The sequence below is a fragment of the Pseudomonas sp. NPDC089534 genome, assembly GCF_044749305.1.
Classification (GTDB): Bacteria; Pseudomonadota; Gammaproteobacteria; order Pseudomonadales; family Pseudomonadaceae; genus Aquipseudomonas; species Aquipseudomonas ekonensis.
In genome coordinates this window covers 25544-49931 of the sequence record NZ_JBIVHR010000009.1, presented here as the reverse complement: position 1 = coordinate 49931, position 24388 = coordinate 25544, and the positions used below count along the sequence as shown (strand labels likewise).

General features: G+C 61.5%; 22 protein-coding genes. 13 read left to right on the top strand and 9 right to left on the bottom strand.

Annotated elements, in window-relative coordinates; translation table 11 throughout:
* The first annotated feature begins 9 nt into the window (after nucleotides 1–9).
* Nucleotides 10–948, top strand: a complete 939-nt coding sequence (locus ACIP0B_RS04330; protein ID WP_400830052.1) for a carbohydrate kinase — start codon at nucleotides 10–12, stop codon at nucleotides 946–948.
* Nucleotides 949–992: 44 nt separating this feature from the next.
* On the top strand, nucleotides 993–1613 hold the full coding sequence (locus ACIP0B_RS04325) for a hypothetical protein (RefSeq protein ID WP_400830050.1): 621 nt from the start codon (nucleotides 993–995) through the stop codon (nucleotides 1611–1613).
* Between the two features lie 425 nt (nucleotides 1614–2038).
* Here ACIP0B_RS04325 and ACIP0B_RS04320 read toward each other — a convergent pair whose 3' ends face one another.
* Nucleotides 2039–3340, bottom strand: a complete 1302-nt coding sequence (locus ACIP0B_RS04320; protein ID WP_400830049.1) for an OprD family porin — start codon at nucleotides 3338–3340, stop codon at nucleotides 2039–2041.
* Between the two features lie 366 nt (nucleotides 3341–3706).
* Between ACIP0B_RS04320 and ACIP0B_RS04315 the strand changes: the two genes are divergently transcribed.
* From ACIP0B_RS04315 to ACIP0B_RS04290, 6 genes are all read left to right on the top strand, one after another.
* On the top strand, nucleotides 3707–5779 hold the full coding sequence (locus ACIP0B_RS04315) for a type VI secretion system tip protein VgrG (protein WP_400830047.1): 2073 nt from the start codon (nucleotides 3707–3709) through the stop codon (nucleotides 5777–5779).
* The gene (locus ACIP0B_RS04310; RefSeq protein WP_400830046.1) at nucleotides 5776–6633 is read left to right on the top strand and encodes a DUF4123 domain-containing protein; all 858 of its coding nucleotides are present in this window, start codon (nucleotides 5776–5778) and stop codon (nucleotides 6631–6633) included. Before ACIP0B_RS04315 ends, ACIP0B_RS04310 begins: the two co-directional genes overlap by 4 nt.
* Nucleotides 6634–6725: 92 nt before the next feature.
* The gene (locus ACIP0B_RS04305; RefSeq protein WP_400830044.1) at nucleotides 6726–7595 is read left to right on the top strand and encodes a hypothetical protein; all 870 of its coding nucleotides are present in this window, start codon (nucleotides 6726–6728) and stop codon (nucleotides 7593–7595) included.
* Nucleotides 7596–7610: 15 nt separating this feature from the next.
* A complete protein-coding gene (locus tag ACIP0B_RS04300) occupies nucleotides 7611–9833 on the top strand; it encodes a lipase family protein (RefSeq protein ID WP_400830043.1) in 2223 nt (740 codons plus the stop codon).
* 234 nt (nucleotides 9834–10067) lie between these two features.
* Entirely contained in the window at nucleotides 10068–10862 is a 795-nt protein-coding gene (locus ACIP0B_RS04295; protein WP_400830041.1) for a hypothetical protein, read from the top strand.
* Between the two features lie 12 nt (nucleotides 10863–10874).
* Nucleotides 10875–11708 (top strand): hypothetical protein, encoded by an 834-nt coding sequence (locus ACIP0B_RS04290; RefSeq protein WP_400830040.1) that lies wholly within the window; start codon nucleotides 10875–10877, stop codon nucleotides 11706–11708.
* A gap of 138 nt (nucleotides 11709–11846) precedes the next feature.
* Here the strand turns inward: ACIP0B_RS04290 and ACIP0B_RS04285 are convergent, their stop codons facing one another.
* Nucleotides 11847–12143: a hypothetical protein gene (locus ACIP0B_RS04285; RefSeq protein WP_400830039.1), complete on the bottom strand. Its 297-nt coding sequence runs from the start codon at nucleotides 12141–12143 to the stop codon at nucleotides 11847–11849.
* A gap of 492 nt (nucleotides 12144–12635) precedes the next feature.
* On the opposite strand from ACIP0B_RS04285, the gene ACIP0B_RS04280 reads away from it, so the two are divergent.
* Together ACIP0B_RS04280 and ACIP0B_RS04275 are read left to right on the top strand one after the other, a co-directional pair.
* The gene (locus ACIP0B_RS04280; RefSeq protein ID WP_400830037.1) at nucleotides 12636–12905 is read left to right on the top strand and encodes a DUF2790 domain-containing protein; all 270 of its coding nucleotides are present in this window, start codon (nucleotides 12636–12638) and stop codon (nucleotides 12903–12905) included.
* 90 nt (nucleotides 12906–12995) lie between these two features.
* Nucleotides 12996–13394: a hypothetical protein gene (locus ACIP0B_RS04275; protein ID WP_400830036.1), complete on the top strand. Its 399-nt coding sequence runs from the start codon at nucleotides 12996–12998 to the stop codon at nucleotides 13392–13394.
* On the opposite strand, the gene ACIP0B_RS04270 is transcribed toward ACIP0B_RS04275, so the two are convergent.
* Nucleotides 13391–13660 carry a DUF1652 domain-containing protein gene (locus ACIP0B_RS04270; protein ID WP_400830034.1) on the bottom strand — a complete coding sequence of 90 codons (270 nt, stop codon included), beginning with the start codon at nucleotides 13658–13660 and terminating at the stop codon, nucleotides 13391–13393. The two genes, ACIP0B_RS04275 and ACIP0B_RS04270, sit on opposite strands and share 4 nt — an antisense overlap.
* 373 nt (nucleotides 13661–14033) lie before the next feature.
* Between ACIP0B_RS04270 and eco the strand changes: the two genes are divergently transcribed.
* Nucleotides 14034–14519, top strand: coding sequence for a serine protease inhibitor ecotin (gene eco, locus ACIP0B_RS04265; protein WP_400830033.1), 486 nt, complete (start codon nucleotides 14034–14036; stop codon nucleotides 14517–14519).
* A gap of 2 nt (nucleotides 14520–14521) precedes the next feature.
* Here the strand turns inward: eco and ilvA are convergent, their stop codons facing one another.
* The 3 genes from ilvA to ACIP0B_RS04250 form a co-directional block, all read right to left on the bottom strand.
* On the bottom strand, nucleotides 14522–15535 hold the full coding sequence (gene ilvA / locus ACIP0B_RS04260) for a threonine ammonia-lyase, biosynthetic (protein WP_400830032.1): 1014 nt from the start codon (nucleotides 15533–15535) through the stop codon (nucleotides 14522–14524).
* Between the two features lie 201 nt (nucleotides 15536–15736).
* Nucleotides 15737–16660 carry a magnesium transporter CorA family protein gene (locus ACIP0B_RS04255; protein WP_400830030.1) on the bottom strand — a complete coding sequence of 308 codons (924 nt, stop codon included), beginning with the start codon at nucleotides 16658–16660 and terminating at the stop codon, nucleotides 15737–15739.
* Nucleotides 16661–16667: 7 nt separating this feature from the next.
* On the bottom strand, nucleotides 16668–18242 hold the full coding sequence (locus ACIP0B_RS04250) for a RimK family protein (RefSeq protein WP_085633820.1): 1575 nt from the start codon (nucleotides 18240–18242) through the stop codon (nucleotides 16668–16670).
* A 92-nt stretch (nucleotides 18243–18334) separates the two neighbouring features.
* Here ACIP0B_RS04250 and ACIP0B_RS04245 point away from each other — a divergent pair, with 92 nt between their 5' ends.
* Nucleotides 18335–19429: a GNAT family N-acetyltransferase/peptidase C39 family protein gene (locus ACIP0B_RS04245; protein ID WP_400830029.1), complete on the top strand. Its 1095-nt coding sequence runs from the start codon at nucleotides 18335–18337 to the stop codon at nucleotides 19427–19429.
* A 124-nt stretch (nucleotides 19430–19553) separates the two neighbouring features.
* On the opposite strand, the gene ACIP0B_RS04240 is transcribed toward ACIP0B_RS04245, so the two are convergent.
* The 3 genes from ACIP0B_RS04240 to lpxO form a co-directional block, all read right to left on the bottom strand.
* Entirely contained in the window at nucleotides 19554–20693 is a 1140-nt protein-coding gene (locus ACIP0B_RS04240; RefSeq protein WP_400830027.1) for a PQQ-dependent sugar dehydrogenase, read from the bottom strand.
* 51 nt (nucleotides 20694–20744) lie between these two features.
* On the bottom strand, nucleotides 20745–21086 hold the full coding sequence (locus ACIP0B_RS04235) for a hypothetical protein (RefSeq protein ID WP_400830026.1): 342 nt from the start codon (nucleotides 21084–21086) through the stop codon (nucleotides 20745–20747).
* Nucleotides 21087–21323: 237 nt separating this feature from the next.
* Nucleotides 21324–22223 carry a lipid A hydroxylase LpxO gene (gene lpxO / locus ACIP0B_RS04230; protein ID WP_400830024.1) on the bottom strand — a complete coding sequence of 300 codons (900 nt, stop codon included), beginning with the start codon at nucleotides 22221–22223 and terminating at the stop codon, nucleotides 21324–21326.
* Nucleotides 22224–22615: 392 nt separating this feature from the next.
* Here lpxO and ACIP0B_RS04225 point away from each other — a divergent pair, with 392 nt between their 5' ends.
* Nucleotides 22616–24202: an ABC-F family ATPase gene (locus ACIP0B_RS04225; RefSeq protein ID WP_400830022.1), complete on the top strand. Its 1587-nt coding sequence runs from the start codon at nucleotides 22616–22618 to the stop codon at nucleotides 24200–24202.
* Nucleotides 24203–24388 lie beyond the last annotated feature (186 nt).

Below are 24388 nucleotides of genomic sequence, written 5' to 3'. Positions count from 1 at the left end.
CAAACAACTATGTACCTGGTGTGTGGCGAAGCGCTGTTCGATTTCTTCAGCGAAGACGATGCCGGCGGGCAGGCATCGAAAGTCAATTTCAAGGCGATTGCCGGTGGCTCGCCGTTCAACGTGGCGATGGGCTTGCGCCGCCTCGGCGTGGACTCGGCGCTGTTCGCCGGGCTGTCCACCGACTACCTCGGCAGGCGTCTGCGGCAGGTGCTGCAGGACGAAGGCGTACGCCCGGATTATCTGGTGGATTTCGCCGCACCGACCACGCTGGCCATGGTCGCGGTGGGCGCCAATGGCTCGCCGCATTACAGCTTCCGTGGCGAAGGCTGCGCGGATCGGCAGCTGAGCCTGGCGCACCTGCCGACGCTCGGCCCCCAAGTGCGCGGCCTGCACGTCGGCTCGTTCTCGCTGGTGGTGCAGCCGGTGGCCGACACCCTGCTCGCCCTGGTGCAGCGCGAAAGCGGCCAACGCCTGATCACCCTCGACCCCAACGTGCGCCTCAATCCCGAGCCGAACATCGACCTGTGGCGCGAGCGGATCGCGACGCTGGTGCGGTACGCCGACCTGATCAAGGTCAGCGACGAGGATCTGCGCCTGCTCTATCCGGAGCAGGATCCGCAGCAGGTGATCGAAGGCTGGCTCACGCACCGTTGCCAGGCGGTGTTCCTCACCCGAGGCGGTGAAGGCGCGACGGTGTTCAGCCGTGCCCACGGTTCATGGTCGGTGCCGGCGAGTCCGGTGCAGATCGCCGATACCGTCGGCGCAGGCGATACCTTCCAGGCCGCGTTGATCGCCTGGCTGACCGAACATGAACTGGATTCGGTGGACGGCGTACGGCATCTGCAACGCGACCAGATCGACGCCATGCTCAGGTTTGCCGTACAGGCGGCCGCCCTGACGTGCAGCAAGACCGGTCCAGATTTGCCTTATCGCCATCAGTTGGCCTGACCGCGTAGACTGGCGCCCTTTTTTGCACGACGGGATGACGGCTTTTGAATTCGGGGCGCACGGCTGGACTTTTGGTATTGGCGGCACTGCTGACCGGTTGCGGAACATCGCCGCCGCGTTCGCCGGAAAACCTCTGCGAGATTTTCCGCGAGAAAAGCGATTGGTACGACGCCGCCCAGGTCACGCAAAAGCGTTGGGGCGTGCCGATCCAGGTGCCGTTCGCGATCATGTATCAGGAGTCCGGCTACCGCTACGACGCCAAGACCCCGCGCAAATACCTGTTGTGGGTGATCCCGTGGGGCCGCGTCTCGACGGCGTCGGGTTATGCGCAGGCCAAGGACGAAGTCTGGGCCGATTACCAGAAAAGCACCGGCCGCCATGGCGCCGACCGTGAAGACTTCGACGATGCCATCGACTTCGTCGGCTGGTACATGGACAAGACCACGTCGGTCAACGGCGTGTACAAGTACGACGCCTACAACCAGTACCTCAACTACCACGAAGGTTGGGGCGGCTTTCGCCAGAAGACTTATGCCGGCAAGCCGTGGCTGCCGCCGGTGGCGCGCAAGGTGCAGAACCGCTCGGATATGTACGGCCAGCAATACGCAGCGTGCAAGGACGATTTGAATCGCGGGTTCTGGAGCCGGCTCTGGCATTGGCTCTAAATGCCAGGATCTCGGTGACATTGAGATCGCCATCGCGGGCAAGTCGAATCGTCACTCCCACAGGCTTTTTGGGCTGTGCAGGGATTTTGCGGGCGACCGGAATCCCTGTGGGAGCCAGCCTGCTGGCGATGGCGGCAGTCCAGGCACCGCTGGGCATGGCCAAGACAGTTGCTCCCACACGGTGCACGGTGTTCACAACATCTGTGACCACTCTGCAATCCCTGTAGGAGCTGAGGTGCGACAGTTCGACTTGTCAGCGATGGCGGTGGACCAGACAGCAGAGATGTCGGCTTTGCCGGCCTCGTCGCCAGCAGGCTGGCTCCCACAGGAATTGCGGCGACCTGCCATTTCTGCGACCACCGCTGAACAGTGTGGGAGCTGGCTTGCCAGCGATGGCGTCCGCTCGGACACCGCCGAACGATGGCTTACAACACCGAAAAGTTGTAGCTCACGATCAAGCGGGTCTCGTCCACGTCCCGGGCGAACTTCTCGTAGTTGGTGCGGTACGTCGCATTGCGCAGACGCAGGCTGACGTCCTTGAACATGCCGGTCTGGATCACGTACTTGAGCTCACTGTCGCGTTCCCACTCTTTGCCTTCCTGATCGCTGCCCGGCACCTTGATGTGATCGCCGTTGACGTAACGGGTCAGGAAACTCAGGCCGTTGATGCCGATGGCCTTGAAGTCGTAGTCGTAGCGCAGCTGCCAGGAGCGCTCCTGGGCGGCGGCGAAGTCGTTGACCTGCACGTAGTTGACCAGGTACGGGTTGCTGCCGTCGAGGTACGGCATCGAGTTGTCGCCGTTCATGCGCTGCCAGCCGGCGCTGAAGGTGTGGCCGCTGATGCTGTAGGACAGCATGCCGCTCAACGCGCGGTTGTCGATGGAACCGGCCTTCGCGTCACCGCTGTCGGCGCTCTTGAGCATGCGCAGATCGGCTTTCAGCACGCCGTCGCCCAACGGCTGGTTGGCCAGCAGACCCACGAAGTGCTGGCGGTAGATGTCTTCCAGCTCGGCGTAGTGGTACTGCGCGGTCAGGCGGTCGTTGATCTTGTAGTCGAAGCCGTACATGTCGAAATGATCGGCGGTGACGTTGCAGGCATAGCGCTTGTTCTTGCAGTGCACGCGGATGTCCTGGGAATCGGTGGAATCCCGGGCGGTGTACTTGTCCAGCCGCGCGGCCATGAACGTCAGGTCCTTCACCTCTTTGGAGGTGAGCATGGCACCGTTGAACATGGTCGGCAGCAGGCGGCCGTCGTTGTACTTGAGCAGCGGCAGATCCGGCAGCAGCGCGCCGTATTTCAGCACCGTATCCGAAACCTTCACCTTGGCGGTCAGACCCATTTTCGCGTACTGATCCTTCGAACCCCGCGGGTTCTCGCCGCTGGACGGCAGCAAGCCACTGTTGCTGCGGTCGGGGCTGGAGTCGAGCGCGAAGCCGACCATGCCCAACGCGTCGAGGCCGAAGCCGACGGTGCCTTCGGTGTAGCCCGATTGCAGGTTGAGGATGAAACCCTGGGCCGACTCTTCGCGCTTGGACGCGCCCTGATCGTTGGCGGTGTGCCCATCACGGAAATCGCGGTTGAAGTACACCGTGCGCGATTCGATCTTCGCCGTGGTGTCTTCGAAGAACCCGGCGGCCTGGGCCTGTGCGGAAAATCCTGCGCACAGCGCCAGGGCGCCGAAGCCGAAGGACTGGCGGGCAGTGATGAGGGGAAATGGGGGACGCATGAAAAAGCTCCAACAGTACAGCGTTTGCGCGACGGCGCAATTAGCCAGGAAAATAGCTCCCGTCCCGACGCCGTAAAGCGTCGGGAGGCAGTGGACACGCAGGGGTGTGCGGCAATGATGGCAGATGGCTTTGACGTGCCACAGGCGACTTTAGTCTGAAACTGACCGGCCACCCACAAACGGCCGGGGCGGTCCGGTTCGGCGTGTTACGTTCAGGAAGCACCCGGATCCATTGGGCGAAACGGCCGCCCTCAGGGTTTTCCCTAGGCCGTGAACAGGGATTGCCTGCGGCACTTTCGGGTTGTACGAGGTCGGCGAATCCTGCACCATCCGCCTCCTGCTTATCCAAAGGACGGAATTGAAGGCATGCTGGACGCCAACGCTACGCACATCACCCTCACCCTCGAAGGCGCCAACGCGGACTTCCAGGTGCTCAGCTTCACCGGCCGCGAAGCCCTCAACCAACCTTTTTGCTTCGACATCGAACTGGTCAGCGCCCGCCCCGACCTCGCCCTCGAAGAACTGCTGCACAAGCCCGGCGTCCTCACCTTCGGCGCCACCGGCGAGGGCAAGATCCACGGCCTCGTGTACCGCATCGAGCAAGGCGACTCCGGCCGCACCCTCACCCGCTACAGCCTGAGCCTGGTGCCGCAGCTGGCCTACCTGCGCCACAACCACGACCAGCAGATCTTCCAGCAGCTCACCGTGCCCAAGATCATCGCCCGGGTGCTGGAGGACCGCGGCATCCTCGCCGACGCCTACAGCTTCCAGCTCGGCGCCGAGTACCCCGAGCGCGACTACTGCGTGCAGTACGACGAGTCCGACCTGCACTTCATCCAGCGCCTGTGCGAGGAGGAAGGCATCCACTTCCACTTCCAGCACAGCACAAGCGGCCACAAGCTGGTGTTCGGCGACGACCAGACCGTGTTCCGCAAGCTCAAGCCGGTGAGCTACCAGCAGGACTCCGGCATGGCCGCCGACAAGCCGGTCGTCAAGCGCTTCAACCTGCGCCTGGAGACCCGCACCAGCCGCGTCGCCCGCCGCGACTACGACTTCGAGAAGCCGAAGATCCTGCCCGAGGCCGCCGTCAAGTCGGCGTTCATGCCGGACCTTGAGGACTACGACTACCCCGGCCGCTTCACCGCCCGCGAGCGCGGCAAGCAGCTGGCCACCCGCGCCCTCGAACGCCACCGCAGCGACTACGCCCTGGCCGAGGGCAAGGGCGACGAGCCGACCCTGGCCTGCGGCCACTTCCTCACCCTGGCCGAGCACCCGCGCGCCGAGTGGAACGACCTCTGGCTGCTGCTGGAGGTGATCCACGAGGGCAAGCAGCCGCAGGTCCTGGGCGAGAACGTCACCAGCGACGTCACCGACGGCAAGGACGACTTCCACCAGGGCTACCGCAACACCTTCCTCGCCACCCCGTGGGACGCCCACTACCGCCCTGCCCTCGAACACCCCAAGCCCCGCGTGCTCGGCAGCCAGACCGCCGTCGTCACCGGCCCCGCCGGCGAGGAGATCCACTGCGACCCGTACGGGCGGATCAAGGTGCAGTTCCACTGGGACCGCGACGGCCAGGCCGACGACAAGACCACCTGCTGGCTGCGCGTGGCCAGCGGCTGGGCCGGCGCGGCCTACGGCGGCATCGCCATCCCCCGCGTGGGCATGGAGGTGCTGGTCACTTTCCTTGAAGGCGACCCCGACCAGCCGCTGGTCACCGGCTGCCTGTACCACAAGGAAAACGTCGTCCCCTACGACCTGCCCGCGAACAAGACCCGCAGCACCTTCAAGACCTTGAGCTCCCCCGGCGGCAAGGGCTACAACGAACTGCGCATCGAGGACCGCAAGGGCGCCGAGCAGATCTACCTGCACGCCCAGCGCGACTGGGACGAGAACATCGAGCACGACCAGCGGATCCGCATCGGCAACGAACGGCATGACACCGTCGAGGCCAACGCCTACAGCGAATTCAAGGTCGAGGAGCACCGCATCACTCATCTGAATCGCATCAGTGAAATGCGCGCCGACGACCACCTCACCGTGGGCGTGACCCGGCACGTGAAGGTCGGCACCGGGCAGTTCGTCGAGGCCGGCACCGAGATCCACTACCACGCCGGCGAGAAGGTCGTGGTCGAGGGCGGCATGGAACTGACGGCCAAGGCCGGCGGCAGCTTCGTGAAGGTGGATGCGGGTGGGGTGACCATCAGCGGGGCCGAGGTGAAGGCCAATACCGGCGGCGCGCCGGGGGTGGGCAGCGGGATTGCGATCCTGGCGCCCGTCATCCCGTGGGCCGCCGCCCGGGACAAGGCCGGCGCCGTGCTCGTCCCTGCCGCCGTGCAGATGGCCCTGGCCAAGGCCGCCCGCAAGGCCGGCGACACCCGCTGCCCGATCTGTGAAGCCTGCCGCGAAGGCAAATGCGACATTGGAGCCACAGCATGAGCGACGCACTCAACAACTGGCTGGGCGAACAATCGCGCCTCAACCGCGTCCTGATCCTGGCCCTGGACAGCCTCGCCGAACCGAACCCGGTCACCTCGCTGTACAGCGCCGGCGTCATGCAGCGCTCGGTGCAACTCTACCGGCGCACCGAGTTCGTCCAGTTCGCCGCCATCAGTCCGTGGCTCACCGAACTGGAAAACCCGGGCAACGAAGCGTTCCGCCTGCTGCTGGACGACCCGCAGCGCAACTGGGGCTGGATCGGCAGCATGGACAAGGCCGACCTCGACGGCCTGACCCAACACTGGATCGCCCGCATGGTCATCGACGAAGACGGCGACCGTTCCCTGTTCCGCTTCCAGGACAACCGCGTGCTTGCCCGCTGCCTGGGCAACATGAAAGACACCGAATGGCCGCTGCTGCTCGGCCCGGTCAGCAGCGTGCTGTATTGGGATGAAGATCAGTGGAAAAGCGCGGATAACGGTCGGCCGGGGCAGTACCCGGTGCCGAATCCGGCGCCGTGGCTGAGAACGCCCGAGTCCGGTGAACAGGCCCGCAGCATCCTGCGCGACAACCTCAAGCGCTGGCTGTTCACGTACCACGTCGACGCCGCCGCTGCACTGGCGGAAACCCACGTGGTCAGCGAATGGCTGGAAGAACAGATGGATCTGCTCGACACCTGGGGCTGGCAGACACCGGAACAGCGTGAACTGATGCTGAGCCGGCGCCTGTCGCCCGCCTGCATGGCAAATGCGGCATGGGAACCACTCCCCGAAGAAACGCCAGCGGTGCATTTTGACCGTTGCCAGAAAATCTTTTCCGGCCCAAGCGCCCTGTCAGAAGACCGCGAAGTCTGAGCGCTGCACCACCCCGCCCCGATTTAGAACCTTCACACAAAATAGACGTGAGTGCAGCGTCTACCCAAGCTGTACCGAGCAAGGAGCCAATAATGAATAGCAACTATCTTTCATATAGCACTCGTGCTGTATTCTTCCTTGCTCTACCTTTGGTCGGTGCTTGCAGTTGGGCAGGCCAGATAGCCAAAGACTCAGTAGACGGCGCGACGAGCTACTACGGTGGTGAACACTTCACTCTGGTTGCAAAAATCCCCTCAAATTTTGGATTTACGTCGAAAGCCCAGTATTCACCAAAAACAGGTGAAAGCTGCCAAGTATACAGTCCAGGGTTAGGTGGATCAGTCACTCGGCAGCAACAGAAATCCAATACAACAGAGGCTAAGGGCGTCGAGCAAACGGTATCCACGGATATTCCATTGGAATTTCATATAGCAGACTGCTCTATGGAGCTGTCTCGAGTGGTGTACGAAGTTAGCTCTACGTATGGATCTGACGCGTGGGATCACGGTTTGGATATGGCAGGGGGGCTTTCTGTCAGACCTTCAACGACTGCAGCCGAATCAAAAAAAGTACCGGACATTATCGAGCAAAAAGGCTTGTGTTCATGGTTATTCCAAATCAGCAAAGCCAAAGCAAAGCTAGGGGAAATAGAAAAAATCCTCTCGTGTAATGCAACAGATGAGAACTGGTCAGCCCCGAAAAACAAATATGAGCGCCGAAAGCCTGGGGGAGGCATCGCAAGAAACCTATTAGCGAACAGAACGGTAAAAATAGAGTTTCGCCTCTCCCCTGAAGAAAGACCGGCAATCGGCGACACATGGCAAAAAACTCCAGAGGGGTGGAAGCCCTGCCTCGGGAAAGGCCCAAATGATCCCTATGGATTCTGTCGCGGTGACACTGAAAACTTTAGAAAATTTAAAATGAATGGACGCGAATGCACGGTGTATCCGGGCTGCAATTGAACAAGGACTCTGACAATGGATAACGCACAAGCTTCGCAATTGAGTGATCAACGCCGCAGTTGCCCGCTTAGAGGAAATTGGATCAGCTTTCGATTGGTTGACGAGTTCGGAGAAGGAAAACCCTATGCTGGGCTTCCCTATGAGCTAACTGACACTGAAGGGGAGAAGAAGACAGGAACGCTGGATGCAGAGGGTTTCGCACGAGTAGAGGGACACTATGCGGGGCCTGCGATCCTTACGCTAAACACTGAATATGACGGTGCAGATGACTTTTATAAGTACCTGACAAAGCGCACAGACTATGAAATCCCTGTGACGAAACTTCAGGCCGCAGCAGAACAAACACTGCGCAGGCCCATCGGCAGCACAAGTAAAACAGGCGCCTACCGCGCCTCGGCCGAGAAAGGGGAGTTTTACAACATCGAGGTTCGCGAGCTGGTTGAGTTCAGCAAGCACCTGCCCCCCGCAGCAAAGCTATCCAAACCAGTGCCTGCCGGTTGCGCCAAACTTGCCCGCGACTTTGCCGGGGACAAGGTGCCAAAGTACGGGATCGGATTGCTACCGGAAAAACATTATGTCCTGGAAGTACGCGCATTGCGCGCCTTCAGACCCCTTCTGTCAGTGTCGCCAGAGTTCAGCGCGCTGAACCTTTATCAGCTTTCGTTGCTGGCCACATTGAGCTACGGCGACTTCGGACAAACACCGGAAAAACCAGATTCGGCACCGAAGAAGGATTTCGCCTTCACGTATCCCAAGCGGGGAACCATCGGCCATGTACTGAATACCTGCCTCGCGAGCTTCGAAGAACCGTCGAGTTATGCAGACTCCAAGAAACCATCGTTCCCGCTGGTTGAGGATGTGCCTTATTCGAAGCGACTGGAAATCGTGCCGTACGACCCTGAGCTGTATCCACAAAATGACCCAGCTTCCGGTGAAGTGGAAACGCCAATGGACGTGCACTTCTTCAGTGATTCGAGGCAAGGCGCCACTGACTGGAAAAACACCGATACGCAAGCCTATGTCACCCACGATGACCGGGTCATTCTCATCGGCGTTAGGGGGACGGCGGAAGGCTGGGATGCCTTGCGAGATGCCGATGCCAAACAAGTATCCATTGAAGGGGGAACCGGCAAGGCGCACCAAGGTTTCTATGAAGCGTTCATGGCGCTTAGGCCTTTCGTTGACACCTACCTTCGTAAATTCCGCACCGACCAAAAAATCCTCGTCTGCGGCCATAGCCTCGGCGGTGCAATCGCATTGCTGCTCTCCGAATGGCTTCACCGTGAAATCACCAGCGACGTCATCCTCTACACGTTCGGCGCTCCCCGGGCCGGCGACAAAGATTTTGTCGAGTCGGCGAGCGGGCTGGTTCACCATCGAATCGTCAACCAGAACGACCCGGTTCCGAGCGTGCCCGCCGGCTGGATGAGCACAAAGAAACCCATCTGGATCACAGGCCTGGTGGCGACGGTTTCCGGCGTACTGTCGCCTATGGCTGGCGGCTTGGTGTTCGGGGCCGGCCTGACGCGTTTCGGCGGCAAGCCTTACTGGCACCACGGCGAACAACGCTACTTCATGCCCTTGCAACTGCCTGGACGCGTCGTCTCCTCTGTCCTGTGGACGCCCAGCTGCGAAGGCTACGAAGAAGCCGCCATGGCCCGCTGCATGAAGCAGATGAAAAACAACGACACGCCGGACCGCAGCCAGTTTCTGGTCCAGGCCGCCAACGGTGCCGACCACAAGATGCTCGACGGCTACATCCCGGCCTGCTGGGCCAGCCTGAAGCGCTGGCAGGATACCCAGACCACCGGCGGCTTCATCATCAGCACCACGGAGTCCGACCGCCTGAAACTCGAAGTGGAGACCTACCGCACAGAGCTGCAGAAATGGCAACGCGATGCCGATTCGGAGTTCCCCGGAGGCACCATCGAGGGGCGTCCGCAGGATCGTGCAACGCCAATGCAACGCCGCTCGAGCATGTCGGATTTGCAGGAACGCCAGACCGCGATCCGGCAGGCCGTCCAGCACAACAAGAAGGAACTGGAGGCTGTCGAGGAAACGCTTCGCAAGCTGACCTCATTGAGCAGAACCAAACTCACCATGGCGGATGTCTATGGTGACCGCAGCGATTTGCCCGAGCTGCAACAGCACATCGACCGCTGGGCGGAGCACCGTGAGAACCAGGAGTCCGTGCGACTCGCGCAGATTCCTCCTTCATCCACCGTCAGCATGGCCTGAACCGGGGCAAATAGGGCCTTGCAACTAGCGATTGTTGAAATGGCCTAAAAGGGAGTCTGGCCGGACTCCCTCCTCTACCGCAGCCTTAAGCTCAAGCAGGCGCCTGCCAGTTCAACAACCGCTGCTGCACAACCTGCAACAGGTCATTGGCCGATGACAGCCCGCCGACTTGAAATCAAGACTGCTTGAGCCCCTTTCGCTCAAAGCAACCGCCCCGAGACATAGGATCATCGAATGCGCCATCGCAATGTTTTCAATGGGCTTGTTCGCAGCCTGATGATCGGGTTCGGCGCGCTTGCCGCAACGGCCTGCTCCGTTACGCAACAGGACAGCTTCACTCTCGTCACTGAATTTCCTCCGGGTTTCAAGATTAGGGGGGAAGCCCAATACGTACCCCGTCCGGGCGAAACCTGCACCGTCCCAGTGAAGAAAGGGTGGGAACATCCGGGGTTCAAGTTCTTCAAGCAGGAGCTTAGTGAGAAGGCGCAGACGGCACAGTTTGAAGTGCCTTTGACCAGTGTTGAGGGTGGATGCCCGTTGGTATTGGATAATTTTGATTATGAAATATACGCAAAATACGCCGCTGGCCCCGTTGACGTAGGCAGGGAATATTCAGGAATCCAATTTGAGAACGGTGTAGTTGACGGAGTTAGCCTTCCTTCACCGATCACGTTGCAGCGACAGTGCGAATGGCTATTCCGCACCGCTGGATCTAACCGAGTCATCGCGAAAATACTGAAATGTTCGTCTGTGATGTCCCAAGGGCTGAGTCAGAATCCTGTTGCTGAAAGCCCCTTGCCACGTGCCCAAATGGCTGGCAAGGCATTAAAGGTTTCCTTCTCCCTATCCAAGGAGGAAAGACCGGCCGTGGGTGACAATTGGGTGAGGTTCCCCAATGGATGGAAACGATGCATAGGTAAGAGTCTTGAGGACGCTTACGCGTTTTGCAACGGCAACACAACCGATTTCAAGTCGTTCAGAATGCCGGACGGGCGCGTTTGCAGCATTTACCCGGGCTGTACCGAATAAGGACGTTCATACATGACGGTCAAACAACCAGCGCAGCCACTGCTCAAGGACTCGCGCTATCGCAATATTTTCAACGGGCTTGTTCGCAGCCTGATGATCGGGTTCGGCGCGCTTGCCGCAACGGCCTGCTCCGTTGCGCAACAGGACAGCTTCACTCTCGTCACTGAACTTCCTCCGGGTTTCAAGATTAGGGGGGAAGCCCAATACGTGCCCCGTCCGGGCGAAACCTGCACCGTTCCAGTGAAGAAAGGGCGGGAACATCCGGGGTTCAAGTTCTTCAAGCAGGAGCTCAGTGAGAAGGCGCAGACGGCACAGTTTGAAGTGCCTTTGAGCAGTGTCGAGGGTGGGTGCCCGTTGGTTTTGGATAATTTTGATTATGAAGTCGATGCCAAGTTTGCAGCCGGCGTCGACGATGTAGGAAGGGATTACACCGGGATTGCGTTCCAGGAAAGCACAACAGACGACACCGACCTTCCTGCGCCTCTATTTTTGCAGCGACAATGCGAGTGGTCGTTTCGAACAGTGGGATCTCATCGATACATTGTAAAAATCCTGAAATGCAACCCAACTGCTACGTGGGAACAGGCAAATGGCGCTGTCGCCAAAGGGCCTCTGCAACGCGCACAGTTGGCAGGAAAGACCCTGAAAGTTTCCTTCACTCTGTCCAAGGAAGAAAAACCAGCCGTGGATGACAACTGGGTGAAGTTCCCCAATGGATGGAAACGATGCATGGGCAAGAGTCTGGAGGATCCCTACGCATTTTGCCGAGGCAACACCTCTGACTTTAAACCCTTCAAAATGCCGGACGGACGCGACTGCACCCTCTATCCGGGCTGTACCGAATAAAGACATTCACCCATGACAAACGAGCAATTCAGAGTAGCCATTGAACAACGATTCCAGTCTCTGACTTTGCTGGCGAGGTCGTAACGAGAGAAAAACAAGGGAAAACCTCATCCGTTTTCCCTTTTCACGTATTGGGCGTCAGACGGGTGCCTGCCAGTTCAGCATCCGCTGTTGAGCAACCTGCAGCAAATCATTGCCGTCCTGCGCCAGCAGGTACAGCGCGTGAGTGATGTGGGGGATGTCCTGGACGTCGGCGTGTTTGAAGCAGAGGCAATGCAGGGTTTCGAGCAGGTCGCTGCAGGCGCGGACGCGCTGGACGCCGGCTTCGAAAATGTCTTTGGGGTTGGCCTCGGTGTCGATGACCATCGGGGCGCTTTCGGTGACGCAGCTGTTGAGGCGGTGATAACGATTGGGAAGCGGATTAAGTGTCGGCATGGTGATTACTCAAACGAACTGAAAGTAACCGCCAGCACCGTGACCAAACGGTGGGGAGGCGGACTGTGTACAGGTTTGGTCACCGGAGAATCACCAACCCGGTTCGCCCGAAAGCGAGCCTGCACACAGCCACCACAACAATGCACTCCGAGGACATGGATGTCCGCGGCGCGAATGATGGCACAGATGCGCAGGTGATTTCCCCAGGTGACCAAACCCAGGTCGCTGATTTTGCAGCGACGCCCAACGATAGCCGCCCCGCTCCACCCCCCGAAAGCAGACAAGGCATCCACCCTTGTAGGAACGCTCCGCACCTGCCTCAGAAATCGCCCCGCCCACTGACAGCCTCCATTCAGCCCGCTTAACCGGCGCTTAACGCCACGGTCCAAGACTCTACCCAACCGCACGCCCTCAGCCGTCCGCTGACGCCCTGTGCGGCAGGTTCGGCCTGCCACCCGCCGAATACCCTTTGCCTCGCACCGGAGTCGCATCATGAACATCCGTCCCCTGCTCCTCGCCGCCACCCTCGCCTGCACCGCCTTCGCCGGGCTCGCCCAGGCCAACGACACCGCCGCGCCGTCCAAGGCCGTGCCCTACCAGTACGGCATGCCGCTGCACGTGGCCAAAGTGGTGTCGCTCACTGAGCCGCCGACCCAGGACTGCAAGGTGATCACCGCCGACATGAAGTACATCGACAACAACGGCAAGCCCGAGGAAATCAGCTACCGGAAATTGTCTGACGCGTGCAGTTTCCAGAACTGACAGACCGTTCTGATTTGCGGCCTGGCGGTAGGCGAACGAGGGCCCCGGCGGTTATGCTCGGGGCCCTCCCTACTGCCGCAAGGATCCGCCATGCAGTTGTCGTTCCGCACGTTATCGACCTTCACCGCCCTGTTGTGCTTTCTCCTGGCCATCGTCTGGGGCTTTGTGCCTGACGGGCTGCTGGCGATCTGGAGCATCGACTACTCGCCTGCGGCGGGGTTCGTCGCCCGGCGTAGCGCGGTGCTGTTCGCGGCGTTGGGGGTGATGTTCTGGCTGGTGCGCAATGCGCCGCCGTCGGCCACGCGCCATGCGTTGGGCAACGGCTTCACGGTCGGGTGCTTCGGGCTGGCGGTGCTGGGGTTCGGCGAATGGCTCAATGGCCACGCGGGCCCCGCGATCCTGTTGGCGGTGCTGGTCGAGTTCGCGCTGGGCCTCGGCTTCGTGCAGGCCCGGCGCGTGACGGTCGAACTGAGTGAAACGGTGGGTTAACCGGCCTTCGAACGCTGTGCGTGATGATGCGAGGCGGTGTGCTGCGCCAGGTCCAGGCGCAAACCGGCGATCAGGTCGTTGATCTCCCGGCAGCCGTTGAGGTGGCTGGCGTCGATGCCGCTGACCAGCAGATCCACCTGGTCGGTCTGGTGGTCGCCGAACACTTTCACCGTCATCGACAGTTCCGGGGTCAGCGTGCATTGGCAGCGTTTCGGCAAAAAGCTGCTTTCGATGATGTTGCGTAGTTCCAAGGCAGACAGAAACATGGCGAACCCTCTCCTTACTGTGAGACTGCCAATCAAGTATTCACGTCGACCGCTGAGGCTTACCCGTGCGGATGTCTCTCCGCTGGTTCCTTGGTGGCTTCAGGCGGCGGTACTGCGAAATGCCCATTGGAGTGTAGGCGCACAAACTCGGTGCACCGCACCGGAACAACGCATAAAACGTGCCTTTCATCGGTTAGTGCCGTGCCTTCGGGAAATCAGGCACTTGGCGGCGCGGGCCAGCATTGTGCCTGTTGCAGATTGCAGGATGGCCCGCTTTGCGCACCGCATTTTGCAACACTTCAGGGGTTTGAATTCATCGCCTACGCTGGTAGAACTGCCCGCCAATTTATCCGACGCCCGCCAGGAGGCTCACATGGGATCCTTTACCGCTTACGCGGCCACCGGCCTGATGGTCGCCAGCCTGTCCACCTTCGCCCACGCCGCCAAACTCGAAGACGTGGCGCCCTACCCCAAAGCCGAAACGGGCTTCACCCGCCAGGTCATTCACTTGCCGCAACAGGCCGACGAAGACAACTTCAAGGTCGAGATCATGGCCGGCAAGACCCTGGAAGTGGACTGCAACCGCCAGCACCTGGGCGGCAGTCTGCAGGAAAAGAACCTCGAAGGCTGGGGCTATCCGTTCTACCGCCTGGAGAAGGTCTCCGGCCCGGTGAGCACCCTGATGGCCTGCCCGCCGGAGTCCAAGAAGAAACGTGCGTTCGTGCCGGTGGTCGGCGACGGCTTCCTGCTGCGCTACAACAGCAAGCTGCCGATCGTGGTGTACGCGCCGAGCGACGTCGAAGTGCGCTTTCGCGTCTGGTCGGCCGCCGACAAGGTCGGCGTTGCCCTCCCGGAATGACCTCACACCGCTGAGCCGCACGCCGCTACGCGCTCCGCCACGTGGCGCAAGCTGTCGAAGTTGATGTTGGCGCCGGAATCGATGGCGATGAACGTCCGGTTCCGGGCGCCGGTCTGGGCCACATACCGCTTGATCCCGGCCACCGCCAGCGCGCCGGAAGGTTCGGTGATCGAGCGGGTATCGTCGTAGATGTTCTTGATCGCTGCGCAGAGTTCGTCGTTGCTGACGGTGACGACATCATCCACGCAGAACCGGCAGATCTCGAAACCGTAGGCGCCGATCTGCGCCACGGCCACGCCGTCGGCGAAGGTGCCGACGCTGGGCAGCACCACCCGCTCCCCCGCCGCCATCGCGGCTTTCAGGCAGGCCGAGTGTTCCGACTCGACGCCGATGATCCGCACCTCAGGCCGCAGGTATTTGACGTAAGCGGCGATGCCCGCGATCAATCCGCCGCCGCCCACCGGGACGAAGATCGCATCCAGTTCGCCTTGATGCTGCCGCAGGATCTCCATGGCCACGGTGCCCTGCCCGGCGATCACGTCCGGGTCGTCGAACGGCGGGACGAAGGTGCGGCCGGTCTGCTCGGCCAATTGCAGCGCGTGGGCCAGGGCGAACGGAAAACTCTCGCCATGCTGGAGCGCTTCGGCGCCGCGACTGCGCACCCCCAGCACTTTCAGCTCGGGTGTGGTGGTCGGCATGACGATGGTGGCGGCGATCCCCAGTTCGCGGGCGGCCAACGCCACACCTTGGGCATGGTTGCCGGCCGACGCGGTGATCACGCCGCAGGCCTTTTGCTCGTCGGTCAGTTGCACCAGGCGGTTGTAGGCGCCGCGGATCTTGAACGAGAACGTCGGCTGCAGGTCCTCGCGCTTGAGCAGGATCCGGTTATCCAGCATCCCGGACAACGCCGCAGCCGCCTGCAACGGCGTGCGCACCGCCAGTTCGTAGACCGGCGCGGCGAGGATCCTTTTCACATACTGTTCAAGCAGGGCTTGCTGGGCGGGGCTGTGGCGCATGGTCGTCTCCTGACGTTGGTTCAAGCCCCGGAGACAGAAAGTAAAAACCCGCCTCGAGGGCGGGTTGGGTGCTGCAGCCGTGCGCTAGCCCGCCAGATGAGGAATGGCGGTAATAATAATGCTCGGCTGAAGAAGCAGTACGGTGCAGGTCATGGGCTGGAAATTAGCCTGAGGCCGGTGGGCAAGTCAATGGCGATGCTGTCACCCGGCCAACCGCCTGAGCCCCAGCAGCATCCCGCCCGCTGCCAGCACCATCGCCCCGAGAAACAGCGGATACGACACCCACCACGGCGTGCCGGCGGTCATCATGCTGAATTCGGACATCCCGCCGATGCTCGCGATCAGGTTGAGCGGCAGAAACACCACGTTGATCAGCGTGAGCTTGCGCAGCAGGCCGTTGGTGCTGTTGTTCATCAGGTTGCCCCGCGCATCGATCAGCCCGGAAAACACCGTCGAATAGATTTCCGCCTGCTTGTAGCACTGGTTGTTTTCGATGATCAGGTCGTCGATCAGGCTGAGGGCTTCGCTGCCGAAGTGCTGCTTTTCCGCGTGGTTGCGCAGCCGGGTGAGCACCGCGCCGTTGCTGTGCAGGGCGTTGATGTAATAGATCAGGCTTTCGCTGAGGTTGAACATCTGCATCAGGTGCTGGTTCTGCATCGAGGCGTTGAACTTCTGTTGCAGCTCCCGGGCGACCAGTTTGATCACCTTCAGATGCCCGAGGTAGTGATGGATGTTGTTGAACAGCAGATCGAGCAGCACATCCAGCGGCGAGTTCAGCGGCCGCCCCGTACCCAGGCCGTGCAGCGGCGTGTCGTCGGTGGCGATCACCAGCAATTGCCCCGGCGAGAACAGCAGGCCGCAGGACGACACCTCGAACGCCAGGCTGCCGCCGCCGGCGTACTTCTCCGGACGTTTCCAGATCAGGAACAGATGGTCCGGGTGAAACTCGATCCGCGAGACCTCGTCCGGGTCCAGCGCCGAAGCCAACGCATGTGCGTCGAGCTTGAAGTGACTGTGCAGCAGATCCCGTTCGCCGGCGTCGGGGTCGCTGAACAGCATGACGTCGGCGTCGAGCCGTTCGACCCGGTGCAACGATCCGTGGCTGAGCGCAAAACCGCTGATCATCGGCGCGTCACCAGGCCTGGCCGCGACGCTTGAGTTCCAGGCGCCGCACGAACTCCTCCAGCACCAGCGAATACAGATCGTCCTGCAGATAGGCGTCTTCGATGCCGGCGTCCAGGTTCGGGTTGTCGTTGACCTCAATGACCACCACTTTGTCGCCCGCCTGCTTGAGGTCGACGCCGTAGAGCCCGTCGCCGATCAGGTTGGCCGTCTTCACCGCCAGTTCCACCACCGCCCTCGGCGCTTCGTGGATCGGCAGCGTGCGGCATTCGCCGTTGACGTCCTGGCCCTTGGCCTTGTGGTTGTAGATCTGCCAATGGCCCTTGGACATGAAGTACTGGCAGGCAAAGATCGGCTTGCGGTTGAGCACGCCGATGCGCCAGTCGTATTCGGTGTAGAAGAACTCCTGGGCCAGCAACAGCACCGAATGCTCGAACAGTTCGGCGGTGGCCTCCAGCAGCGCCTGCTGGCTTTCGACCTTGATCACGCCACGGGAGAAACAGCCGTCGGGGATCTTCAGCACCAGCGGAAAGCCAAGGCGCTCGCCGACCCGTTCGAAATCTTCCGGTCGCTCCTTGTAGAGGATTTCCGTGGCGGGCATGCCCAACTGATGGCTGCCGAGCAGGTCGGTCAGGTACACCTTGTTGGTGCAGCGCAGGATCGACGCCGGATCGTCCATCACCACCAGCCCTTCGCTCTCGGCCTTCTTGGCGAAGCGGTAGGTGTGGTTGTCGACGCTCGTAGTCTCGCGGATCAACAGGCCGTCGTACTCGGCCAGCCGCGCGTAGTCCTTACGCTCGATCAGCTCCACGTCGATGCCCATGCCTTTGCCGACCCGCACGAAGTTGGCCAGCGCACGGGCGTTGGACGGCGGCAGCGCCTCCTGGGGATCGTGCAGGATCGCCAGGTCGTAACGGGCCACCTGACGGGAGCGCGGGAGGCGCCAGACTTTACGGCTGAATCCGTCCAGGGCATTGGCGAACTGGTCTTCCTGGTCATCGCGCAACTTGTGCAGCGACCCCGACTTGATGCCCTCGATGTGCCAACCGTTAGTTCGCTTGAATTCAACTAACAGAATCGGACACGGAAACACTTCAAACAACTGACGGGCCAGATCCTGCAAGGGTTCGATATGCGTCCGACCAAAGTAAAGCGTCAGCGTAAACCCTTCCGTATCGCTGTAGAGATGATGGCTGAGGGCTCTTTCCAGGGTTTTGTCCAGGTCTTCCAGCGCCAACCCGTAGAGTGACTTTCGCGTCAGTTCGCTGATGGTCTTCACCGATGGGATGACCCGATGCCCGCGGGCCTCGGCCAGCAGCGAGCAGTAATAACCGTGCCCCAGGTACTTGTAGCTGCGGCACAGGTTGATCACCTGCACCCGCTTGCCCGGCTCGCTGCCGGGGGTTTGCTCCAGGTATTCCTGGGCGGTGACGATGTCTTCGCTGGGGAAGTAAGAGGCCCAATCTTCCTTGCGCTCGACAATGATCAGCACCCGGCTGGAAGTTGCAACGACCGGATTTAAATAAGTTGCCGCCGGCAAACTTTGCCCGGATACTTCGCGCCAATGACCCTGTACCGCTGACATAGAAATCGATCCGTTGGAGAACAAGACCATTTCTATTAAGCACGAAGTTTTTCGAAAGTCCCGTTTCGTTACGCAACTTTTACGGTGGTCATATGAACCCTGTCTTTCGTCTGGCGACAACTGAAGACCTGCCGGCGCTGATGGCGTTGGAGATGCAATGCTTCACCACGGACCGGCTCACCGCCCGCAGTTTCCAGTGGATGATCACCCGTGCCCACGGGCAATTGTGGGTGGCCACGCACGCTGGGCAATTGGCGGGGTATGCGCTGGTGCTGTTTCATCGCGGCACGTCGCTGGCCCGGCTGTATTCCATCGCCATCGCGGCCTCGGCACGGGGCGCCGGGCTGGGCAAGCAATTGCTGAACCGCATCGAGGCCTGCGCGCTGGAGCATGATTGCGCCTACCTGCGGCTGGAAGTGCGCACCGACAACCCGGCGGCCATCGCGTTGTACGAGCGCAACGGCTACCGGCGCTTTGCGCTGATCCACGATTACTACGAGGACCATGCCGACGCGTTGCGCCTGGAAAAGCGCATCCTCCAGCACCGCGACACACGCAGCGTCAACGTTCCCTATTACCCGCAAACCACGGACTTCACCTGCGGCCCCGCCTGCCTGCTGATGGCCATGGGGGCGTTGCAGCCTGGACGGACGCTGGAGCGCCAGGAGGAAGTGCAGCTCTGGCGCGAGGCGACCACAGTGTTCATGACGTCCGGCCATGGTGGCTGCAGCCCGCAAGGGCTGGCGCTGGCGGCGTGGCGCCGGGGATTTCGGGTGCGCCTGCAACTGAGCATGGCCGGGCCGCTGTTTCTCGACGGCGTGCGCGGCGAGCATAAAAAGGACGTCATGCGCCTGGTGCACGAGGCCTTCATCGCGCAATTGCGCGACACCGATGTCGAACAGACCATCGGCTCGGCACTGGATCTGCCCCGTTTGCTGGAGGCTGGCGGTCAGCCCCTGGTGCTGATCAGCAGCTACCGCCTGACCCGCTCCAAATCACCGCACTGGGTGATCGTCACCGACTGCGACGAGGAGTTCGTTTACCTGCACGACCCGGACGTCGACCACAGCCTGCATCGTCAACCCATCGACTGCCAGCATGTGCCGGTCAGTCATGGCGAGTTCGAGAAGATGAGCCGGTTCGGCCGAGGGAAGCTCCGGGCGGCGGTGGTGGTGTTTGCCCGGTGAAAGCGGATGGGGCCGCTTCGCGGCCCAGCGGGAGCAAGCTCCCTCGCCACAGGTGGGTGTCGCAAAAGCCTTGTGTGGCGAGGGCGCTCGCTCCCGCCTCACGCCCCATAAAACTCACTCAGTGCTATTTCAGGCCGACCTTGTACAACGCACCGTCCGTCTCGTCCGTCAGCACGTAGAGGTAGCCATCCGGCCCTTGGCGCACATCGCGGATCCGCTGTTTCAACTCACCCAGCAAACGCTCTTCGTGCACGACCTTGTCGCCGTCGAACTGCAGGCGGATCAGTTCCTGGCCCACCAGCGCGCCGATGAACGCGTTGTGCTGCCAGGCCTTGAAACGGTCGCCATCGTAGAACGCCAGGCCGGTCACGCCCGGTGATTTTTCCCAGACATGATGCGGGCCGACCGTGCCCTCGGCGGTCTTGCCTTTGGCTTCCGGGATGGGTTGCATCGAGTAGTTGATGCCGTGGGTCGCCAGCGGCCAGCCGTAATTCTTGCCGCGTTCGATGATGTTCACCTCATCGCCGCCGCGCGGACCGTGCTCGTTTTCCCACAGCGTGCCGGACCACGGATTGAGCGCCGCCCCCTGCGGGTTGCGGTGGCCGTAGGACCAGATCTCCGGCCGCACGCCGGACTGACCGACGAAGGGGTTGTCGTCCGGCACCTTGCCGTCCGGGTACAGTCGCACGATTTTGCCTTGCAGTTTGTCCAGATCCTGGGCGGTCGGCCGGTCGTTGTTTTCGCCCAGGGTGATGAACAGGAAGCCGTCGCGGTCGAACACCAGCCGCGAGCCGAAATGGTTGCCGACCGACAGTTTGGGCTCCTGGCGGAAAATCACCGTGAAGTCCTTGAGGGCCGTCATGTCGTCCGACAGGCGCCCGCGCCCGACCGCCGTTCCCGCCTTGTCGCCGGCGCCGCCGCCCTCGGCGTAGGACAGGTACACAAGCCGATCCTCCTTGAACGACGGCGACAGCGCCACGTCCAGCAGCCCGCCCTGCCCCTTGGCCCAAACCCTGGGCGTGCCGCTGATCGGCGCAGACACCTTGCCGTCCGCACTCACCCGCCGCAGGTTGCCGGGACGTTCGGTCACCAGCATGCCCTGAGCGTCCGGCAGAAACGCCAGCGCCCAAGGGTGGTCAAGGCCTTGGGTGATGGTGGTCACTTGCAGGGTGCCTTGCTCGCTCTGCAATTCCTTCATGGGAGCGGCGGTCGCCGTCGCCAACGCAACGGCGCACAGGCCGGCCAACAGGGTTTTACGCAACATGCACGATTCCTTTTGTTCACTTGAAGGGCTGACGGAAACGGCCTCCGCCGATCAACGGTTGCTGCCGGTGTCCCGCACCGGCGGATTGGGAATGAACGTGGGCGGTGCGGCCGGCACCGAACGCAGGGGCTGGCCATTGCCGATGCCACGGTTTTCGAGGGTGGGCGGACGCGGCACCGGAACGGTGTTCGGCCCTTGCAGGGCGGGCGCGCTGGGCTGGGTGCCCTGCAAGCTGTTGGGATTGGCCCGGCGGATCGGGCTGTTGTAGGGGTTGTTGCTGTTGCCGGTCGGGCTTTGGGCCAGCAACGGCATGGGAGGCGGCGCAATGACGTCGGCCTGCGCCAGGCCGCCACTGAGGATCAGGGCGGCGATGCCTGACAGATAATGGTTCATGATCGACCTCGGGGCGCTTGGACTGAAGCGTTCGAGTCCACGCTACGCCGAGGGTTCGGATTTGTTAACCCGTGAGGGACGGGCAACCTGTAACAGGGCGTGATTGCCGCGAGGGTGGTGCCGGATCCGCGTCGGATCGCCGCCCGGGGCAAGCCCGCTCCCACAGGTTCCGGCAGCGCCAAACAATCTGTGGGAGCCAGCCTGCTGGCGATGGCATCCGCAAGAACGCCACCGAACTCAGATCAGAATGAAGATCGCCAGCAGACCGCCGAAGATCGCCCACTTTTCCATGTAGTAGCGCGCACGGTTGCGTTTCTTCAGTTCCTTGCCGCGCAGGCGCACCTTGTAGATCTTGGTGAACAAGCGGTTGATCCCGCCGGTGCGGTCGCCCGCATCGTTCGGCGCGCCGGCCGCCGACATCACGGTGCGGCTGAACCAGCTGTTGAACGCCGCCGCCCAACGGTACTTCATCGGACGTTCGATGTCGCAGAACAGGATGATGCGGTTCTGATCCGTGGTGTTTTCGGCGTAGTGGATGTAGGTCTCGTCAAACATCACCGCTTCGCCGTCGCGCCAGTGGTAGTTCTCGCCGTCGACGTTGATGTAGCAGCCGGCGTCGTTCGGCGTTTCCAGGCCCAGGTGATAGCGGTAGGAACCGGCGTACGGGTCGCGGTGGCGCACCAGTTTGGAGCCCGGCGGCAGTTCGGCGAACATCGCCGCCTTGATCGAACCGATGCTCTGCACCAGCTCCGTGGTGCGCGGGCACAGTTTCATGGCCGACGGGTGGCTGTCGCCGTACCACTTCAGGTAGAAGCGCTTCCAGCCGGTCTTGAAGAACGAGTTGAAACCGACGTCGTCGTACTGGTTCGAGCGCTTGATCTCACCGGCGCGCAGAAGATTCTGACCTTCTTCGCGGATTTCTTCCCAGTGGGCCTGCAGCGGGCTCAGGTCCGGGAAGTCCGCCGGATTGAGGTAAGGCTTGTTGGGCATCTTGGAGAACAGATAAAGGAAGCAGTTGACCGGCGCCAGAAACGTGGAGTGGTCGCTCAACTGGCGCCCGAGCTTGTGGCGAATGCGACCGCGCAGGTGAACGTATGCAATGGAAATGACATATACAGCGGCAATGATGAGTTTCACGGAAATCGTCACACGTCAGAAGTGAACAAACTGCGCGCCCAGAAGGCGTCGGCCCGTGGCCTGCGGCAGTGGTCTGAAAACAAAACAGCGTCCCGATGGCGCATCCTTGAGCCCATGCCGTACACGGGCATTGGGTGAATGGATGGCATTTTAGCCACAGTTTGTAACCAATAGTGAACCTTCATCTGTGAAAAACTGTCCTGCATCGGCGCCGATCGCGCGAACAAGGCGTGATCGCCCTATCGCTCGCACGGCCAGACCAGTACAATCGCCGCCAAACTTTACAGGCCCCTGGGCTGATGACGGGACGCACCCCGCTTCGGCGTGCTTCGACTCGGGCCCAGCGCACCCGCTGCCTCCTCGCTTTTCAGATTGCCTCGCAGGAAAAACCTTTGATTTCTACAGCTAACATCACGATGCAGTTCGGCGCCAAGCCGCTGTTCGAAAACGTTTCGGTCAAGTTCAACAACGGCAACCGCTATGGCCTGATCGGCGCCAACGGTTGCGGCAAGTCGACCTTCATGAAAATCCTCGGCAGCGACCTGGAGCCGTCCGCCGGCCAGGTGATGCTCGAGCCGAACGTGCGCCTGGGTAAACTGCGTCAGGATCAGTTCGCCTACGAAGAGTTCACCGTGATCGACACCGTGATCATGGGCCACGAGGAGCTGTGGAAGGTCAAGGCCGAGCGCGACCGCATCTACTCGCTGCCGGAAATGACCGAAGAAGACGGCATGGCCGTGGCCGAGCTGGAGACCGAGTTCGCCGAGATGGACGGCTACACCGCCGAATCCCGCGCCGGCGAGCTGTTGCTGGGTCTGGGCATTCCGCTGGAACAGCATTTCGGCCCGATGACCGAAGTCGCACCGGGCTGGAAGCTCCGCGTGCTGCTGGCCCAGGCGCTGTTCTCCGATCCGGAAGTGCTGCTCCTCGACGAGCCGACCAACCACCTGGACATCAACACCATCCGCTGGCTGGAAAACATTCTCACGGCGCGTAACAGCACCATGATCATCATTTCCCACGACCGGCACTTCCTGAACAGCGTCTGCACCCACATGGCCGACCTGGACTACGGCGAACTGCGCCTGTTCCCGGGCAACTACGACGAGTACATGACCGCGGCGACCCAGTCCCGCGAGCAGTTGCTGGCCGACAACGCCAAGAAAAAAGCCCAGATCGCCGAACTGCAGACGTTCGTCAGCCGCTTCTCGGCCAACGCCTCGAAAGCCAAGCAGGCCACCTCCCGCGCCAAGCAGATCGACAAGATCCAGCTGGCCGAGGTCAAGCCGTCGAGCCGCGTGAGCCCGTTCATCCGTTTCGACCAGAACAAGAAGCTGCACCGTCAGGCCGTGACCATCGAGCGCATGTCCAAGGGCTTCGACGACAAGATCCTGTTCAAGAACTTCAGCTTCACCGTCGAAGCCGGCGAGCGCGTGGCGATCATCGGCCCGAACGGCATCGGCAAGACCACCCTGCTGCGCACCCTGATGGGCGAGCTGACCCCGGACGCGGGTTCGGTGAAGTGGACCGAAAGCGCGGAGCTGGGCTACTACGCCCAGGACCATGCCCACGACTTCGAAGACGACGTCACCCTGTTCGACTGGATGGGCCAGTGGACCCAGGGCGAGCAGATGATCCGCGGCACATTGGGCCGCATGCTGTTCTCCAACGACGAGATCCTCAAGTCGGTGAAGGTCATTTCCGGTGGTGAGCAAGGCCGCATGCTGTTCGGCAAGCTGACCCTGCAGAAGCCGAACGTGCTGGTGATGGACGAACCGACCAACCACTTGGACATGGAATCGATCGAGGCGCTCAACCTGGCGCTGGAGAACTATCCGGGCACGCTGATCTTCGTCAGCCACGACCGCGAGTTCGTGTCGTCCCTGGCCACCCGCATCATCGAACTGAGCCCGAACGGCGTGACCGACTTCAGCGGCACCTACGATGATTACCTGCGCAGCCAGGGCGTGGTGTTCTAAGGGCTGCTGTCAGCCTTAGCCCGCAAGCTGCAAGTGAGAAGCCCTGTCCTGGTGACAGGGCTTTTTGCATTCTGCGGCCTTAGGATTTTCCTAAGCGGGAGCAACGGTCCTGATCATGCCCTGCGGTGCCTGGACTGCCGCCATCGCTGGCAAGCCAGCTCCCACAGGGATCCCGGCCGTCCGCAA